The sequence below is a fragment of the Microcoleus sp. D3_18_C4 genome (assembly GCF_036702355.1).
Classification (GTDB): Bacteria; Cyanobacteriota; Cyanobacteriia; order Cyanobacteriales; family Microcoleaceae; genus Microcoleus.
Genome location: NZ_JAUBTF010000004.1, coordinates 1 through 20,290, shown reverse-complemented (window position 1 = coordinate 20,290; position 20,290 = coordinate 1). Strand labels below are relative to the sequence as shown.

Genomic DNA, 20,290 nt, shown 5'->3' with positions numbered 1-20,290 from the left:
TTCTTGCGCTCCGTTTTAGCAGCCAGCACCGATAGCTTGCGGTGCTCTCCCGATTGTCCCCTAAGAGCGAAAGCTTTATCGTATAATATTTAACTGTCTTGTTTTATACTTAAAATTTATACTTAATATGAAAACAATTGCTCCTGGTGCACGGATTGTTGCTAGAGATGCAGAGTGGCTTGTAAAATCCACTTCAAGAACACCTAATGGTTCTGACATAATCGAAGTTGTAGGTGTAAGTGATTTTATTAAAGGTCGCACTGCACGGTTTGTCAAAGAATTAGAACTAGACCTAGAGGTTTTAGACCCGGAAGACACTAAATTAGTACCAGATAATACTCCTCGCTATAGGAATTCGCTGCTTTTTCTCGAAGCTCATCTCCGGCAGACTGCCCCCACTGATACTAATCTTTACATTGGCCACGAAGCAGCAATGGATGTGCTGCCTTACCAATTAGACCCAACGCTCAAAGCCCTTTCGATGCCGCGACAACGTTTGTTAATTGCAGATGCTGTTGGCTTGGGGAAAACTTTGGAAGCAGGAATTTTGGTTGCTGAGTTGATGCGTCGGGGACGAGCAAAACGCATTTTGGTTGTAACAACCAAAAGTATGCTGACTCAGTTCCAGAAAGAATTTTGGGTACGTTTTACTATACCCCTGGTACGCCTTGATTCTGTAGGTATCCAACGCATTCGCTCTCGTATCCCCACAAACCATAATCCTTTCCACTATTACGATAAAGCTATTGTCTCTGTTGATACCCTCAAACAAGACCGGGAGTATCGTACTTACATCGAGCAAGCTGAATGGGATGTAATAGTCATCGATGAGGCACACAACGTTGCTCGTCGGGGACGTGGTAGCAGTGCTTCGTTGCGTTCTAAGTTGGCTGACCGTTTAGCAAGCCGTTCCGATAGTTTAATTATGCTATCAGCGACACCCCATGATGGGCGTGCGGAAAGCTTTGCTAGCTTGATGAATATGCTCGACCCAACAGCGATCGCCAACGAGTCGAACTACACTAAGGAAGATATTCGAGATTTGTACGTCCGGCGGTTTAAGAAAGATGTTGTTGGGCAACTTCTCAAAAAATTCCCTGAACGTCAGGTTTTAGCACTGGAAACTAATGCTTCTGTAGAAGAAGAGGAAGCGTTTGATATTCTTAATAATTTAAAGCTAGCTGGGATTGACGCGAAAGCTTCCACAGGTAAGTTGTTTAAAACTACTTTGTTAAAAGCGATGCTGTCCAGCCCGATGGCTTGTTTGGAGACAGTACGTAATCGCCTCAAGCGAGTAAAAATAACTGATGATCAGCATTTAAATACTGATGTTGCCGAGTTAAGGGCTTTAGAATCTGCTTTGGAAACTATTGATCATAAAAATTTTTCAAAGTATCAGAAGTTATTACAACTAATCAGTACAACCGAAGCTGGGGGGTTTGCTTGGAAGGGTACAGACCCAAAAGACCGAATTGTGATTTTTACCGAACGTTTAGAGACAATGCGGTTTCTTAGGGAGAGTTTAAAGCGCGATTTAAAGCTGAAAGAAGAAGCGATCGCTACCCTTGATGGGGGAATGCCAGATGTTGAGTTGATGGATGTTATCGAAGAATTTGGTAATGAAAAATCTCCGTTGCGTTTGATAGTAGCTACAGATGTAGCATCAGAAGGGATTAATTTACATTATTTCTCCCACCGTCTCATACATTTTGATATTCCTTGGTCTTTAATGGCTTTGCAGCAGCGTAATGGACGAGTTGACCGTTACGGACAAGAACAACAACCGCAAATTCGTTATCTTTTGACTCGCTCGAATAACAAAAAAGTTGATGAAGCAGAGCGCATTGTTAGCGTTTTAGTTAGGAAAGACGAGCAAGCAATTAAAAATATTGGCGACCCTTCAGTTTTTATGGGGGTGTTTGATGTCGATAGAGAGGTGGAAGTGACATCAGCCGCCATAGAAGCAATTGAGCAGGGGGAAACAGCAGAAAGCTTTGATGCACGGCTGCAACCGGATGAGAAGAGCGAGGATGATGATAACTGGTTTGCCAATGTGTTTGGGGATGAGCCAGAAGTGAGTGAGGAACCCCAAGCACAAGCTGCTATGCAGAAAATGCCAAGTTTATTTCCCGATGATTATCATTACACCTTGGAGGCGTTGGGTGCGGTTAATGAAGAAAGTCCTTTGCAATTACGTAGTGTTGAGGAAGAGTTGTTAATCGAGTTAACAATGCCCAACGAACTGCGATCGCGTTTTGAGCGTTTACCAAGAGAAATTCAACCTGCATCGAATCAGGCATTGCGTTTGTCTGGCGATCGCAACAAAGTGATGCGCGAACTAGAGGAATCACGAAAATCTGAGGAACGCTGGCCCTCTATTCAGTATCTTTGGGAACTACATCCGATAGTTGATTGGTTAAACGACCGTGGTATAACGCTTTTCGGCAGGCATCAAGCCCCCGTTATTGTTTTACCCCAACTACTGGCAAATGAGGTTGTATATGTTATGTTAGGTATAATTCCTAACCGTCGTGGGCAACCTCTAGTCAACAAGTGGGTAAGTGTAGTGTTTCAAAATCAAAAAGTTAAGCATACAGAAGACTTTGAGGAAACGCTGCGCCGTACCGAATTGGATCGGGAGTCGATTCCCAATCAAATGTTGCCTGTTGACGAAAAACTTTTGAATTTGCGTGGGTTGGCAGTCACCGAAGCAGAAAAGAAAATGCTGGAGGAACTGAAGAAATTTGAGGAGGAAATTGGCATCCAATTACAGGAACAGTTAAATCGTTTAGATAAGCTCAGAAGTCAACATTATCAACAATTAGAATTGCGCTTTGCAGATGGTACTCCTTTGGTTGAACAGAAAAAATCAAAAGAAGAACGACGGATTGAGCAAATTTTTAATCAATATTGGCATTGGGTGGAGGATAGCATGACTACCGAACCTGCTCCATATATCAAAATTATTGCTGTGTTGCAGGGGGATACTGTATGAGCCAATTAATAGGAATTACTAACGAAAATGAGTTTTATTCCAATCACTATATTGATGCTATTCTCAAAGATGATATTAAAGGAATTGCTCAACGCTGGCGAGAAGCTGCGGCTGAAAATGAAACAAAATCTCCCCCCGAATTATTGGGAAGTTTAGCTGCATCTTATTTTAGATTTATAAATAATTTTACCAAAGAAAAGGAGATTGCGGAACGTATAACTTTTCAACAGCAATGGTTTTCGGAATTTTTTGGCGCTTTAGGTTATCAGATTGAACCTACTCAACGCATTCTTGATGAAGGGCAACTACTCCCAATATTGTGTGAAGTCAAAAAAAGTAATGGAGTGCCGTTGCTTTGGATTATAGAAGCTTTACCAGAAGGCGATGAAGTCATTGATATTTTAGATTTAAGTTTAAATCAAGCAGAAATTACTGAAAAAGAAAATAATCAAAACAATACAAGTGCGGAATTAGTTTGGTCTGATTTTACTATAGAAGATATTGTCTCTGATTATATTTTCGCTCAAGATGAGCCACCCCGGTGGTTATTACTTGCTAGCATTCATCGAATTATTCTCATTGATCGTTTTAAGTGGAACGCATCACGGTTATTGCGGTTTGATTTATCAGAAATTTTATCGCGCAAGGAATCGGATACACTACTTGCAACTGCGACCTTACTGCATAAAGAAAATACTTGTCCTAGCGAAGGTACAGCCTTACTGGATGAATTAGATGAAAATTCTCATCGTCATGCTTTTTCTGTTTCCGATGATTTGAAATATGCTCTCAGAAAGTCAATTGAAATTTTAGGTAATGAAGCAGTTTGGTATTTAAAAAGTAGGCGGAAAGAAGGGGTATTTTCGGGACAATTAGATGCAGGACAATTATCAATTGAATGTCTGCGTTATATGTACCGCTTGCTGTTTCTTTTTTACATCGAAGCACGACGGGATTTGGGTTATGCGCCGATGAATGCTGATATTTATCGGGAAGGTTACAGTTTAGAATCGCTGCGGGAATTAGAGCAAGTAGAATTACGGACAGAAGAAGATAAAAATGGTTATTTTATTAATGCTTCTCTTACCCAACTATTTAAAATAATTTGGGAAGGGTACGCACCACGTAATGCGGGAACTCTGTATTTACCTGAAGAAAAAATTTATGATAACACTTTTGAACTTGCACCATTAAAAAGTCATTTATTTGACCCAGAACGCACTAAGCTACTGAATCGTGTCAAGTTCCGCAATAGTATACTCCGAGACGTGATTGAATTAATGTCCCTGTCTCGGGAGGGTAAAGGTAGGCGTCGGGGACGTATTTCTTATGCACAATTGGGAATTAACCAGTTGGGTGCTGTGTATGAATCTTTACTGTGCTTCCGGGGCTTTTTTGCTGAGGCTGATTTGTACGAGGTGCAGCGTGCAGCGAAAAACAGTAAAGAATCAACTGGGGAAGATGACGAGGAAGAAGTAGAAGAAGAAACCCCCAAACGTGGAAAAAATAACTATGACGAATTGGATGTTGCTTACTTCGTCAAGTTGGAAGATTTAGAAAAATATACGACGGCGGAGCGGGTATTTAATGCTGACGGTACGGCGAAAATGTGCCGCAAAGGCGAATTTATCTATCGTTTAGCAGGAAGAGATCGCCAAAATTCTGCTTCTTATTATACGCCGGAATCGTTAACGCGCTGTTTGGTTAAGTATGCGTTGAAGGAATTACTTAAGGATAAGACAGCAGATGATATTCTCAACTTAAAAGTTTGCGAACCTGCGATGGGGAGTGCAGCATTTTTGAATGAAGCTGTTACCCAGTTAGCAGAGAAATATTTGGAATTAAAGCAAAACGAGTTAGAGAAACGCATTCCCCACGACGAGTATTTACAGGAAAAGCAGAAAGTTAAGATGTTTTTGGCTGACCGTAACGTGTTTGGAATTGACTTAAACCCGGTTGCTGTGGAGTTAGCAGAAGTGTCCTTGTGGTTGAATTGTATTTACAAACCCGAAAATAGAAAGGCATTTGTACCTTGGTTTGGAATGCAACTGCACTGCGGTAATTCACTAATTGGTGCGCGTCGTCAGGTGTACAGCACTACGTTAATTCCCCGTGAGAAGAAACAACCATATTGGTATGATCACGAACCCCAACGGGTGATGTTAGGGGAAAAGTTACCTGATGGAATGGTGTTTCACTTTTTGTTGCCCGACCCAGGAATGGCGAACTATACAGATAAAGTTATTAAGTCTTTAGCAGCAAAGGAAATTGAAACTATAAATAATTGGCGTAAGGGATTTTGTAAAGCACGCTACAACGATTTTGATGTTGACCGTTTAGTTACATTATCTCAACGCATAGATGAACTTTGGCAGCGTCACACCGAGAAATTGCAGGCGATGCGACAACGCACTACTGACCCGTTGAGTATCTTTGGTTATGAAGAGGATGTACATCAAAGCAGCACTTTAGAAATAAAAGATAAAATTTTAGCGCAAGAGAAGTTATCCGAAGGTATGGGTAATTCTAGCTCTTATCGACGGTTGAAATTTGTCATGGACTATTGGTGCGCCTTGTGGTTTTGGCCGATTGAAAAGGCTGATTTATTGCCGTCTAGGTATGAGTATTTTATGGAATTGGCGGTGATTTTGGGTGAAACGGAAATGACGTTTGAACACGAACCGGAGCTACCGTTATTTCCTGATACAGCACAGAAAAATGAAGTGCAGGAGTTTGTTAATAGTTATGGGTTAGTAAATGTTGAAAAGTTGGCGGAACGTTTTCCAAGGTTGGGGATAGTTGCGAAGATTGCGAAGGAGAAGAGATTTTTTCATTGGGAGTTGGAGTTTGCGGATGTTTTTGCAGATAATGGTGGGTTTGATTTTATTTTGGGTAATCCGCCTTGGATTAAAGTGGAGTGGGATCAAGGTGGAGTCATGGGAGATGCTGAACCTTTGTACGATTTGCGTGGCTTTTCTTCTAGTGAACTAGACAAAATAGCAAAAGCAGCAGATATATTCGTTAAGTCCCCTAAATTACTCTCTACTTATTTTTTTGAGCATGAAGCGTCTGTAGGAACTCAGAATTTTCTGAATGGTTTTCAGAATTATCCCATATTAAAAGGAATACAAACAAATTTATTCAAGTGTTTTCTGCCTCAAAGCTGGCAGTATAGTAATCGTAAGGCAGTACAAAGCTTTTTGCATCCAGAGGGTGTATATGATGATCCTAAAGGAGGTCAATTAAGATCCGAATTATATCATCGTTTAAAATACCATTTTCAATTTCAAAACGCTTATATTTTATTTCCTATTGCTCATCGTGCTAAGTATAGTATCAATATTTTTAGACAACCGCAAAAAAATCTAAGTTTTTATAATATTTCCAATCTTTTTTCCGCAAAAACTATTGATGCTTCTTATGAACACGATGGTAAAGGTATGGTAGGAGGGATAAAAACTGATGATAATCAATGGGACATTAAAGGGCACGAAAAACGAGTTTTGACTATCAACAAAAAAGCTTTATCTTTATTTGCTCAACTTTATGATGTAGAAGAGACACCAGCAGAACAATCTCGGCTTCCCGCTATTCATTCTCAACAATTACTTAACGTATTAGAAAAATTTACTACTCAATCAAAGCGTTTAGGTGATTTTAGAGGGCAATATTATCCCACAGTAATGTTCGATGAAACAAATGCTCGAAAAACAAATGTTGGAAAAGATGAGACCATAATTCGAGAAACCTGCTTTCCTAAAACAGAAAATCAATGGATATTATCTGGTCCACATTTATACGTAGGTCAACCACTATATAAGACACCTAGAAGAATTTGTACTGAAAAAAGCCATTATGATGCTTTAGACCTAACAAATTTACCTGATGATTATTTACCTCGTACTAATTATATTCCTGGTTGTTATACTGATGAGTACCAACGGCGCATCCCTAATGTTAGTTGGCTTGAAGAGGAAGAAAGTGTACCTAAAAAAGTAACAGACTATTATCGATTAGTCTTCAGAGGTATGCTCCCTTCAGCGAACGAGAGAACTTTAATTGGTGCAATTATACCTAAAAATGTATCTCATACTAATGCTATTAGAAGTTATATTTTTCCTAAACAAATAAAACATCAATTTTTAATGTTTGGTTCACTAACTTGTTCTATTATTTATGATTTTTTACTAAAAACTACAGGCAAATCAAACTTACATCAAACCTTAGACGACTTTCCTTTGGTTTATGGGACAGATTTTGATGATAGTATAATTATTCGTTTTTTATCACTTTCTTCTCTAACAAACTACTACGCTGAACTGTGGGAAACTTGCTATATTCATGAATTCAATCAAGACACATGGACAAAAAACGACCTTCGCCTCAACAATAACTTTTTCAAAAACCTAACCCCTAACTGGCAACGCAACATCGCCCTTCGCACGGATTACGAACGCCGCCAAGCGTTAGTCGAAATTGACGTATTGGCAGCAATAGCACTTGGACTTACCCTCGACGAACTTATAACAATTTACCGTGTCCAATTCCCCGTTATGCGCCAATACGAAAAAGATACTTGGTACGACCAAAACGGGCGCATTGTATTTACCATCAGCAAAGGACTTGTAGGTGTTGGCTTCCCTCGTAAAGGTAAAAAAGGCGAACTGGGATGGGAAGACATTAAAGACATGAAAACAGGTACAGTTGAACGCACCATTATCGACGACACCATGCCAGGTGGCCCCATCGAACGCACCATCATCTACCAAGCCCCCTTCGACCGTTGCGACAGGGAGGAGGACTACCACATCGCTTGGGAAGCCTTTGAAAAACGCTTTGCCGAACAGGAGGTTAAATCATGATACCGTCAGTAGTCGCCTCAGAAGTTCGCGCCAGTATTGAAGATTTCCTCAAAACCGAATTTCGCCCTGCCTCCCCAGGGTTTGAAGGGCTGATGCAACGCTTCTTAGCAACACCGGAAGCTGTATTTAAAGGCCCTTACCTCTCTGTTGGTTTACCATTTCGCCCCGGTTCTACAGGTGCAGACTATTTCCCCGATGTGCCAATGGCATTTCCCCCACACCGCCATCAGGAACAAGCCTTCGCCCGATTAAAATCACCCTACTACCAATCAACCCTCGTCGCTACGGGAACCGGTTCGGGAAAAACAGAGTGTTTTATGTTACCCATCCTCAACCACTGCTACCAGCATGAGAGCGAACCAGGTATTAAAGCACTGCTAATTTACCCCATGAACGCCCTCGCTACCGACCAAGCAAAGCGGTTAGCAAGTCTCATTTGGCACAACCCAAAATTAAAAGGTAAGGTAACTGCTGGGTTATTTGTAGGCGAGTCGGAACGAGATCCAAAGGCGATGATGGGTGAAGACCATATCATCACCGATAAAGATATCCTGCGGCAACTTCCCCCCGACATCTTGCTAACTAACTATAAAATGCTGGACTATCTGCTGATTCGTCCTGGCGACCAACCATTATGGGTAGGAAATGCACCAGAAACCCTACGTTATTTAATAGTTGACGAAATTCACACCTTTGATGGCGCACAGGGAACCGATTTGGCTTGTTTAATCCGCCGCGTCAAAGCCAGGTTGCAAACTCCCAAACGTCATTTAGCCTGTGTTGGTACTTCTGCAACCTTGGGTGGTAGCGGTAACAAAGAGGATATGTTGAAGTATGCAACTACGGTTTTTGACGAACCCTTTGACGAAAATGCCCTAGTTGAAGAAGATAGACTTGCTTGCGGGGAATTTCTCTTTGATGCTTACATCAACCCCCTCCCCATTCCCGAACCCGATAAATTAGAAATTCTTAAAGCTGCTAACTACCAAACTACTGAGAAATATATTCGCGCCCAATATCAGTTATGGTTGGAGGAAGCAATTAGCGAACCATTTAATAGTAACGAATGGCAGGTTGAACTTGGCGATCGCTTAAAATCTCTACCTATTGTCCACAACCTACTTAAAGTTTTAGACCAAGGAGCAATTTCCCTAACCGAACTCTGGCAGAAACTCAGCCGGAAAATGCGCTTGCCAGATAGCGATGACCCAATTTATCAAGCGTCCTTATTTGATAGTTTAATCGCTTTGTGCGCCACTGCCCGCCGTCAATTGCACACTGCCCTTGTCCCTTGGGTTAATATTCGTTTGCAATTTTGGCTGCGAGAACTGCGCCGTATGGTGGGAACTGTAGAGCAAGAACCCCAATTAGTATTTGCTGACGACCAAGCATCAGAAGAAAAAGGGCGTGTCCTGCCAGTGATACACTGTCGAGATTGTGGTAGTACAGGATGGGGAGGATTAAGGCAGCAAGCAACAAACCATAAAATAGCTTGTGACCTGCGGGACTTTTATAAAGCTTACTTCTCAAACGACCCATTAATTACCTATGTTTTTCCCAACCAAGATAAAAATAACGATAGAGGTTGGTTATCTTGGCAACTTTGTACCGAATGTCTAAACCTTAACCGCACAGATGCCCATAGTTGTTATAGGTGCGCTAGCCAGGAATTTATTCCAGTTATCGAACCAGACCAAGATACGATTGTTCGCACGATAAAAACCAAAAACGGCAATTCCCGGCGGATTTCTAACCATGATTGCCCCTTCTGTGGTAGTAAAAATGGTTTAGCAATCCTTGGTTCTCGTGCTGCAAGTTTAGCTAGTGCCGCAATTGGTACTTTATTTTCATCAGCTTACAACGACGATCGCAAACTAATTACTTTTTCCGACTCTGTACAAGACGCAGCACACCGTGCAGGTTTTTTTGAAACTCGCACCTTCCGTACTACCTTGAGAACCGCCCTACGTCAGTACCTTGATCAGAAAGCAACAGCAGGGAATTTAGCGGCTATTCGGGCTGATTTTTATCAATATTGGCGGAATAAAATTGGTAACGATGGTGATTATATTGCCACATTTATGCCCTCAGATTTGCAATGGTTGCGGGAATGGGAAGAATTACAACAAGCAGGAACAGCAAAACCCAGCCTTGTTGACTTAATTAATAAACGACTGGATTGGGAAGTAGTTGCAGAAATTGGTTTGCGGACAAATTTGGGAGCTTCGCTAGAACGCACAGATACTTGTGCCGTTTTTCTCGATAGTAAGTTGCTTAACCCTGCCTGCTTAAGCCTACTAGAACAACTTCGCAACGAAATCGGCGGGCTGGAAAACCTTGACCAGGACACCCTACACCGTTTCCTTTTGGGTTTAATTTCTCATCTACGGTTACAAGGTGGTATTTTGCATTCGATGGCAGAAAACTATATTGAAAGTGGCGGTCAAACCTTTCGATTGCAGCAACCATTATTTATGCCTGGTTTTGGCCCTTCCTCCCTTACACCCGTCTATTTTGTCCAAAATGGTAGTGTTCCTCGCTTTGAAACCTTAGTCCGACCATCAGGAAAAGCAACTTGGTGTGAAAATTGGGCTTTTAAGCTATTTTTTAGCTACGCGCCATTGATTCTCACCCAGGTAGAAAACCTCTACAACCTAGTTTTAAATCAACTGCTGGCTCATCATATTTTTGGAGTGAGGGAAACACGTAATAATGCAAAAGTCTGGGGTGTCGAACAAACAGCATTATATTTAGATACTACAGCCCATCACTTTGAATGTGACAAATGCGGTCACAGTATTACCGCTTCCCCTGAAGAATTAAGACTATGGACGGATACACCATGTATGCGTCCCAAGTGTACCGGAAAATATCAACCATCTGAACGAAAAACCCGCGATTTTTACCGCAATTTATATTCTAAAGGTCGAGTGTGGCGCATTTTTGCTAGAGAACATACCGGGCTATTAGAAAGAGATGTCCGCGAAGAATTAGAAAATCGCTTTATCACAGGTCGCCACCGCTACGACCCCAATCTTCTTTCTGCTACTTCAACACTGGAAATGGGGATTGATATTGGTACGCTTTCCTCAGTTTTATTATGTTCCGTTCCTCCCGCCCAAGCAAACTACCAGCAGCGTATTGGTCGTGCAGGTCGTCGAGATGGGAATGCTTTTATCGCCGCGATCGCCAACGGTACTTCCCATGACTTGTATTTTTGGGCTGATCCAATGTTAATGATTGCAGGCGGGGTGGATACTCCCAGTTCTTACCTCGATGCTTCAGCAATTTTACAACGCCAACTCACTGCTTACTGTCTCGACCGTTGGGTGTCCCAAGGTGTTACTCCAGAGCAACTACCCGAACGATTTGGGACTGTTTTAGATAGCGTCCAGCAACGTGATTTAACTCGCTTTCCTTATACATGGTTGAGTTTTATTGAAAACCAACAGTTAGAACTGCTGCAAGATTTTCTCGACCTCTTCCAAAATCAAATATCCACCCGCAGCGCCGAACAGTTGAAAATATTTATTGAGAAAGGCGAGAACGATGAAGGGGGACTGCGTTGGCACATTGTCAACCGCTTGCAGGAAGTAGTAGAAGAACGCCGTCGCTTGAAAAACCAGAGTGATACTTTACGGCGACGTATCAAAGATAAAGAGAAAGCTGCCACGAGTCAAAATCATGAAGAAGAACTAGCCGAACTCCACCGCGAACGAGGGGGGTTGATGGAGTTAGCCAAAAATATCAGCGATAAAAACACCTTCAAGTTTTTTACTGATGAAGGGTTGCTACCCAATTATGCCTTCCCCGAACCCGGCGTAATCCTGAAGTCTATTATTTGGCGACAAAGAAATATTAAAGGAGATGGTGCATCTGGGAAGTACGAAACCTTTACCTTTGAGTACGAACGTCCTAGTGCGAGCGCGTTGCGAGAACTTGCTCCTTCTGGTGTATTTTACGCTGAGGGGAACCGCGTCAAAATTGACCAAATCGACTTAAACATTTCCAAAATTGAAGAGTGGCGGTTGTGTAGAAACTGTTCTTACGCTGCTCCGACTATTTTAGATGCAGCCAAAGAACGCGCTTGTCCGCGTTGTAGGGACGGAATGTGGTTGGATGCAGGACGCAAGCGCAAAATGATTCGTCTGCGCCAAGTTATAGCGACTACTAATGCCAGAGAAAGCCGTATTGGTGATGATAAAGATGAGCGCCAACCAGCATTTTTTACTCAACAAATGCTGGTTGATTTTGAACCAGAAGCACGGGAAAAAACCTTTGTAATTAAAAATGATGAATTTCCCTTTGGTTTTGAATTTATTTCACGAGTCACCTTCCGAGAAGTAAATTTTGGGGAGGGTAATTCCCAATCTGAAAACTTTGAAGTCGCTGGTGTTAACCGTCCCCGTCCTGGTTTTCGGATTTGTCGCCATTGCGGTAAAGTTCAAACTGACCCGGAAAAACCAGCACACGCCTTGACTTGTTCCCGCCGTGAAAGTAGCAGTGAAAACGATTTTACCGATATTTTATACTTGTTCAGACAATTTGAATCGGAAGCAATCAGGATATTGCTACCTGTAGAAACTTTAACTTCTGATAAAAAATTACATTCATTTATTGCAGCCCTACAACTAGGGTTAAAACAATACTTTAAGGGGAAAGTAGACCACCTCAGAACCCTTATTAGTCACGAACCGCAAGAAAATACACCTAGTTTGTTACGCAAACCTTTTCTATTTTTATATGACACCATTCCTGGGGGTACTGGATATCTACGCCAATTACTACGTGATCCAAATAACTTTTTCTCTGTGTTTGAAAAAGCACTAATTATTTTACGTGCTTGCGATTGCAATGATGGCTGTTATAACTGCTTATACGGTTATCGTAATAGTTTTGACCAAGACCAAACCAGCCGCAGGACAGCAATTGATTTACTTAATACTATTGTTAGCCATCGTCATCAATTAACTGAAACTCAAGGAGCGCTTTCTCAAGTTAAGCTGAATGCCTTATTTGACAGCATCCTTGAGCTACGTTTAATTGAAGCATTACGACGCTACCGCCATAATAACGAACCGACCATTGTTCGCAAAGAAATAGTTAACGGAAAAGCTGGTTATTTTATTAGAATTGGTAATCAAGATTGGAATGTTGAACCACAGGTCGAACTTGGCATAAATGAAGGGGTTGAAGTTCGTAGTCTAGCCGATTTTGTCTTTTATCCTGCTAAAAATACAACAGCAATTAAACCAATAGTCATATTTACCGATGGCTGGCAATACCATGCACACCGCATTGCTGAAGATTTCCTCCAACGTATGGCAATTGCCAAAAGTAATAGATATCACGTTTGGTCTTTAACTTGGGGAGATGTAGAATCGCAGTTTTCTAATACGCAAGCTGATTTTTATATTGACCTTTTGGAAGTCGGTGTTAGTCAGCAGTTTAAGGCTAAAGAAGGCACGCTATATGAAAAATATCGATGCAGTGAATTACGGCTTGTTTCTCAGAAAAATAGTTTTGTTTGGTTAACTAATTTTCTAGTTAACCCAAATAGAGATTTATGGAAAAACTTTGCTCTGATGAGAACGTCTGCTCAGTTTGATAATGTTCGTTTCAGCCCGCAAAATGCTCGTCAATCTTGGGTAGAAGCATTATTAAGTAAAAGTAATGCCTCAGTTATAGAGGCATTTAAACCAATAGAAAATGGTAAAATGTTAGGTTTAGTTGAGTTGATTATAAATAACGACAAAATTTGGGCAAGTATTTACCTTTCTGTAGATGGCAAACGTCATTCATCTTTCGATAGTGCTGGCTCGTTTGTCGTTATTTATTTGGATGATAAAGCCACAGAAGCTGAAAAAGAATTACAAAAAACTTGGATAGGAGTTTTACGGTATTTCAATATTTTACAATTTCTTGACCACAGTTATGTTGTGACTGCTCAAGGTAATGACAATGGTTTAAATTCTGCATTAGTACCTCCCAAAGGAAACCCGATTAAATTTCAACCAACAGTTCAACATAATGTAACAGCTTGGCAAGAAGTAGAGAAACTCGTTTTTGATGAGACAACATTAGAATTGTTACGCTATATGCAAGAGCATAACTGGGATTTACCAGAGGTGGGTTATGAGTTAATGGATAGTAATGAAGTTGTTAGTGCTGAGGCTGAATTAGCTTGGTTGAGTTACAAATGTGCTGTTATAATTGAAGAAAATAACAGTTTAAAGCTATTTAAATTAGCCGGATGGCAGGTAGCTACTATTGCCGACGTTATGGCAAATCCAGAAAGATTCCGCAGTCTATATATCAATTAATGATTAACTAAATACAAAAGCATAAAGGAAGTAATTATATGTTAAATCATCAACCAAAATTAGCAATATCCGCAGATTTTCTTGACGCTTTTAGTAGGCTACCTCGACAAATTCAGGGTAAAACAAATGTATTTTTGGAAAACTTCAAGAAAGATCCAACTCGTTCTAGTATTAATTATGAGTCAATTAACGGTAGAGACTCTCGATTAAAATCTGTTCGCATTGACTTGTCATATAGAGCTATTGTTTTCAAACCTGATAAGGGAAATACTTATATTCTATTATGGGTTGATAATCACGATGATGCTTACAAATGGGCGCAACGTCGAGTTTGTAAAGTTAACCCAGAATCTGGTGGGTTACAAATTATAGATATTGAAGAAGCAACCGCAATTGAAGCAGAAATTTCTAGCAGAAAAATCCCACAAGTTCCTGGTCGATTTGATGATATATCAGATAAATATCTACTGCGGCTTGGTATTCCCAATGAATTATTAAGTGCAGTTCGCGCAGTCGTAACTGACGAAGATATTGACAAATTAATATCTAAATTACCCGAAGAATCTGCTGATGCTTTACTAATGTTAGGTGCTGGGTACTCTCTCGAAGAAACTCTTACAGCTCAAGATAAAAACCGTGAACAAACCATTGATCCAGAAGATATTGATATAGCTTTAGAACAAGAGGATAGTAAACTCCGTTTCCGAGTTGTAGAAAACGAAGCAGAACTGTTAGAAATTCTGGCGGCTCCCCTAGAAAAATGGCGCGTATTTCTCCACCCCAGCCAAAGACGTTTGGTTGAACGCGACTGGAAAGGGCCAGTACGAGTATTAGGTGGTGCAGGAACAGGTAAAACAGTAGTTGCAATGCACCGTGCTAAATGGCTGGCAGAAAATCGGTTTACCAATCCAGGTGAGCGCATTTTATTTACTACTTTCACCCGCAATCTTGCAGTTGATATTGAGGCTAATTTACGTAAAATTTGCTCTCCTGAAACTATGCGTCGCATACGAGTTGAAAATATTGATGCTTGGGTAACATCATTTTTAAAGAGTGAAGGTGTAACCACTAAAATTGTTTACGATGAGCAAGTGGTGGAACTTTGGGAAAAAGCTTACGAATGCAAACCTGAATCTCCATCATTAACTCTTGCTTTTTACCAAGATGAATGGCGTGAAGTAATTCAAGCTAATAGAATTACAAACCTCAAACAATACTTAACAGTTACAAGAACTGGACGTGGTACAAGACTCAATCGAGCCGAACGCGCTGCTATTTGGGTTGTTTTTGAAGAATATCGTTCCCTGCTCCAGCAAAAGGGTTGGAAAGAAAGCGAAGATGCGATGCGCGATGTTTGTAGTTTATTGCAGAGCAAACCAGGGGAAACCTTACCTTTCAAGTCTGTGATTGTGGATGAGGCTCAAGATATGACAGAAGCAGCTTTTTCGCTAATTAGGTCTATGGTTCCTCCTAAAAATGCTGGTAATGATATTTTCATTGTCGGTGACCCCCACCAACGTATTTATGGACGTAAATTGGTTTTAAGCCGTTGTGGTGTAGATATCAAAGGGCGTTCTCGCAAACTAAGAATTAATTATCGCACCACCGATGAAACTAGGAAGTGGGCAACAATGGTTCTTGCTGGCGTTACAGTTGATGACCTAGATGGAAACCAAGATGACCTAAAAGGATATCGGTCTCTACTTCATGGTGATCAGCCAATTGTACAAGGATTTTCTAGTTTTGATGAAGAGATTGGGTTCATTAAAACATACCTTCAGCAGCGAGAAAGTAATGGTTTTGCTTTATCTAATACTTGCATTATGGTACGTACAAATCAGCTAGTTAAAAAATATGTCTCGGCTCTTAATCAATCGGGCATAAAAACACAAGAAATTAAGCGCAGCCAACCCGACAATTTATCTCAATTAGGTGTTCGTGTTGCTACAATGCATCGAGTTAAAGGATTACAATTTGAATATGTTATTTTAGCAGGTATTAATGATGGTATTTTACCACTCAGATCAGCATTACATAACGCTTCTGATAAAGCTGCTCAGAATTCATTGATTAATTCTGAACGTTCCCTTATTCATGTAGCAGCTACTCGTGCTAAACGATGTGTTGTTGTTAGCTACTACGGTCAAGCTAGTTCTTTATTACCAGGAACAACCTAGGGGACAAAAAGAATAGACCTCTTGCAAAAAAAATATGTGTTATCCTTAAAAGTTTGCTCAAGTTTATCTCAAACTTTTAATTATTGGGTTGATTGGCATCTCCTTAAACTTGCCGAGCCTGCTAGATTATAAAATTGGCTAAACTTTCCATAATAGCACAAAATTATTTTGCAAGAGGTCTATTGTCGGATTAATCCCCAACCGCGAATCGTAAAAAATCCTGAAGCAATGCGGATGTCCTGACGGGCTGCTTTCAAACAATACCTAATATATTCCAGGGCTTTGCGGTTGCTAAACCAACTCTGTCTCTCAAATACCGGGTTGTTAGATTGATTAGGAGGAATATTCATTGGCAAAACTAAAGTAATTATGAAGCTTTTTTCTACAAAATCAGTTTCTAAAGAATATAATTCTTCTTTCTTGACACTGATCTTAGTTTAATGCCTACTCAAATTGCTCTGCTGGTTTATGCCGATCGCACCACGTCTCCCCAGCGCGCACAGGTTCGCCACACGCGGGGCAATGGTTCGGGAGTACGGCGGAGTTTGGAAGCTCTCCAGTTCCATCGCAAACGGGGCATTCCACATCATATTGTTGGTGGACACCTGGAACAGCTCGGACGTGAACGATTTTGAGCCCCTTGCACCCTGGACATTCCATGTCAATCTCCTTGACTTTGATAGCTTTGGTAAATTGAATCGAAGCAAAAATATTACACCGACAGGAGCTATGTACTGCTGTTCTTGCTAAATGCGAGCGCTTGCCCAAATTCAACGATAATAAACTTTGCTCGCTTTCATGAACATTATGAGCGATCGTTCCTGACTCGGGAGGAATAGCCACGATGCCCGCTTGCAAGTGGCTTCGCTCCCACGCCAAGGATATTTTATACATTTGGCTTCTGCTTTGGAGCATTAAGCGCAACCAAATACCACTCATCTTCTAGGTGCATTCATCAAGTCCTTGATTAACAGCTTCTATTCGACGCTCTCATCTCCTTTAACCGATCGTAGCTGGGGATTGGACTGGATAAACTCATTCAACGGATTTAGTATAGGTCGGGTCTGACGCCTGATTTATCATCCCTCTAACTTCTCACCAGGCGGGGAATTGCTATAGTCAAGTCAACAACGCACTTTAGCTAATTCATTCAATATGAACTATATTTCGTATCTAACTAAAGCTATAATTAAGGTTATACCTTTAGGTAGATTTTACTCGCTTTGTCTGGAGTCTAGATTTCAGGTAGCGTTTTTAGGCTACCAGCACAAAACAAGCCACAAAAGCTGTAAATCACAAAGATTTTAAACGGCTACAATTTTCAAACTATTAAAAAGATGCCTTGGTACTCCTAAGAGCCATCTCTCATACCATTTAAATAATTCCCGCTCCTTGAATCGCCAGCCATCTCCAACTTACTTTTCTTCACTAGCTTAGGCACGCACTTTTAACCCAAAAATAAGCATGAATTTTGAACCTCATTTGTTCTCTCTCAAGACCCTAGGAATTGTTTGCGTAAGTGTTGCATTTATTGTTATAGTTTGTACCAAAACCTCTGGTACAACAATCGATTATTCACCGCAATTTAAAGAAGTTGGTTTTTACAGCACAACGATATCTGCTAATAACGATTTAGCTGACATTTATTATCCCAAGCCATCCGATATTAATTCTGGCAATTACTCTTTCCCCATTGTACTTTTATTGCAAGGTGCGCTTGTAGATAAATCCTTTTATTCAGATTACGCTAGCCTCGTGGCGCGGTACGGCTTTGTGGTAGTCGTTCCGAACCATTTGCGCCCTTCGCCCTTCAATCCCACTTCACCGCCTAGCTTGCTGTCAGAAACTTCGCAAATTGCGGCGGTTTTATCTCAAATGGCGATCGAAAACACAAAGCCCACATCTCCGATTGCGTCTGTTGTCGATACGCAGCGCCTTGGTTTATTGGGTCATTCTTTTGGTGGTGCAGTGGGGCTATCAGTGATTGCTAACAAATGCCTTCCAGAATTGTATTTATGTCAAGAGCCATTTACGCGCCCGAAAGAATTATTAGCGGGTGCATTTTTTGGAGCTAACTTGCGGAATCCCATTGCTAATGAATTTGTACCCATCGCTAATGATGGCATTGCAGTGGCGTTGATTCAAGGATCTATCGATGGTGTCGCCCTGCCCGATCGAGCTCAAAGCACCTTCGATAATATTCAAACATCACCCAAAGCTTTGATTACTGTTATGGGTGCAAATCATTTCGGCATTACCAATGTTAATAACCCCGCTGGTGCGATGCCCGATCGCAATACTGCTACATTAAATCGAGCCGTTGGGATTGAAACGATCGCCCGTTGGAGCGCCCTGTTTTTGCGGGCAAATATGCTTAAAGATCGAGCTGCATTTGATTATATTTACTCTCAAGGTGATGCCCTCGATCCGAATGTCCGTGTTACCACCGTTGCAACTCCAGAACCATCTTCTAACCCACTCCTTCGCTGACCGTTATACAGTGCGATCGCTGCACCAACATCCGAATAAATGCAGGCGCAGCAGCCGAAGCATTATTGGCTGTCTGTGGCGATAGGGGAAGGGAGGTACAAGCAAGTGGTGTGATAGATGGCCCAGTGGCAAAAACCCCAGTTTTGATTGTTTAAATCAAAAATAGCCAGCGTTCTGCTTGCCGATACCGAGAATAACCGTTGTTGCTAAAAGTAATAAACACCGGATTTTTAGTATCGCATTCTAAAAAAGTATACATCCAAGTTGACCCAGACCAAGCAACCTCATCTACTTCATAAATCTGTCGCGACCCTTGGGAGTTGTAGATGCCCACTCTTTGCCCTTTCTGGAATTTTGCGCTTTCTTTCATCGAACGAACTTATGGGCAGTTAGGTATGAAATCGGTACGCCTCTAATCGCAATTGCCGGGGAACGCCAAAAAACTCTCGGCTCCAGGTCTGATTAACTGGTGCGATAGCCCAGCCGCCGACCTCCGACATCGTTTTCGATTTATTCTGAATCCTTCAAAAACAAAGAATATGCAACAGTCTCGAAAAATTGCGCCTTTCAGACCCGTTGCATATTTCTAGCTCAATGATATGCTGAATCGCTGCTAAAAGTCAATACCTCGTCGGCAAATATGCAAACCCCATAATTCTCCGAACATAGTTTAGGCAAGTTTGCTTAGTCCAGCTATCACAATCTTTGCCAAATCGTCGGTCAGTCTAAGAAATCCGTTCTTGAGCCCCCAGTCATGGATCTTAGTTGGCAGTAAGAATCCGTGAGCCGAAGCATTTCTCAGAGCTTTCGCCAGTTTGTATGCCTCACACCAGGAATCTACAGATTGGGATTGAACCAGCCACCGATCGATCGCTTTCTTATCTCCTGAAGTTAATCCCAGGAATGTGGCTAATGCCCCCTCTTCCTTATCCAGCCATTTTTCAAGCTTTGGTTTATCTCTAGGCGGCTCTATTGGTTTGTAGTCGGGCAGGACGCATTTTTCCAGAAATCTTTCATACATCTCCTTCTCAACTTGCCTCTTCCACTTGTCCATCATTAAAGCTTTAGATGCAATCTCAAAACCGCTGTAGGCGATTACCAGCCTCCACTGATGTCCCCGCAGCTTATCATTGACGCTGCGGGTTTCGCTTTGACCGATGGCAGGATTTTGCCATTCGATCGCTGCTTGAACTAAAGCCTTTCCTCTAGATAAAGCTTTAATAACTCGGTCAATATGTTGCGAACTGTTGCCGTGTTGGGAATTAAAATAGGAAAGTTTTTTCTGGATGCAATCGCATTTACCTGCATCGGTCAACCAAGATTTCTCTGGTTCCAAGACATTCCAAACATCTTTCCATGCCCCATTCAAGTCTTCCGAAACGTTCATATCACATTTTTATGTTTATCTGTACCGGGTAAGCTTCTTAGGATATCTTGAACTAT

9 protein-coding genes are annotated in these 20,290 nt (G+C 41.4%); 5 read left to right on the top strand and 4 right to left on the bottom strand.

Annotated features, from left to right (window positions below; genetic code table 11):
* Positions 1-127 precede the first annotated feature (127 nt).
* The 4 genes from QUA90_RS02720 to QUA90_RS02705 are packed head-to-tail and all read left to right on the top strand — an operon-like array spanning position 128 to position 16,357.
* Positions 128-2,995, top strand: a complete 2,868-nt coding sequence (locus QUA90_RS02720) for a DEAD/DEAH box helicase (protein ID WP_333443773.1) — start codon at positions 128-130, stop codon at positions 2,993-2,995.
* Entirely contained in the window at positions 2,992-7,857 is a 4,866-nt protein-coding gene (locus QUA90_RS02715) for an Eco57I restriction-modification methylase domain-containing protein (RefSeq protein WP_333443771.1), read from the top strand. The genes QUA90_RS02720 and QUA90_RS02715 overlap by 4 nt, the downstream gene beginning before the upstream one ends.
* A complete protein-coding gene (locus tag QUA90_RS02710) occupies positions 7,854-14,180 on the top strand; it encodes a DEAD/DEAH box helicase (RefSeq protein WP_333443769.1) in 6,327 nt (2,108 codons plus the stop codon). Before QUA90_RS02715 ends, QUA90_RS02710 begins: the two co-directional genes overlap by 4 nt.
* 38 nt (positions 14,181-14,218) lie before the next feature.
* Positions 14,219-16,357 (top strand): UvrD-helicase domain-containing protein, encoded by a 2,139-nt coding sequence (locus tag QUA90_RS02705; protein WP_333443767.1) that lies wholly within the window; start codon positions 14,219-14,221, stop codon positions 16,355-16,357.
* A 179-nt stretch (positions 16,358-16,536) separates the two neighbouring features.
* Here QUA90_RS02705 and QUA90_RS02700 read toward each other — a convergent pair whose 3' ends face one another.
* Both QUA90_RS02700 and QUA90_RS02695 read right to left on the bottom strand, forming a co-directional pair.
* Positions 16,537-16,707 (bottom strand): hypothetical protein, encoded by a 171-nt coding sequence (locus tag QUA90_RS02700; RefSeq protein WP_333443765.1) that lies wholly within the window; start codon positions 16,705-16,707, stop codon positions 16,537-16,539.
* A gap of 94 nt (positions 16,708-16,801) precedes the next feature.
* Positions 16,802-17,251 (bottom strand): hypothetical protein, encoded by a 450-nt coding sequence (locus tag QUA90_RS02695; RefSeq protein WP_333443763.1) that lies wholly within the window; start codon positions 17,249-17,251, stop codon positions 16,802-16,804.
* Positions 17,252-17,821: 570 nt separating this feature from the next.
* Between QUA90_RS02695 and QUA90_RS02690 the strand changes: the two genes are divergently transcribed.
* Positions 17,822-18,847: a poly(ethylene terephthalate) hydrolase family protein gene (locus QUA90_RS02690; RefSeq protein ID WP_333443760.1), complete on the top strand. Its 1,026-nt coding sequence runs from the start codon at positions 17,822-17,824 to the stop codon at positions 18,845-18,847.
* Positions 18,848-18,998: 151 nt separating this feature from the next.
* On the opposite strand, the gene QUA90_RS02685 is transcribed toward QUA90_RS02690, so the two are convergent.
* Both QUA90_RS02685 and QUA90_RS02680 read right to left on the bottom strand, forming a co-directional pair.
* Positions 18,999-19,217, bottom strand: a complete 219-nt coding sequence (locus QUA90_RS02685) for a hypothetical protein (protein WP_333443758.1) — start codon at positions 19,215-19,217, stop codon at positions 18,999-19,001.
* A gap of 300 nt (positions 19,218-19,517) precedes the next feature.
* Positions 19,518-20,234 carry a hypothetical protein gene (locus QUA90_RS02680; protein ID WP_333443756.1) on the bottom strand — a complete coding sequence of 239 codons (717 nt, stop codon included), beginning with the start codon at positions 20,232-20,234 and terminating at the stop codon, positions 19,518-19,520.
* Positions 20,235-20,290 lie beyond the last annotated feature (56 nt).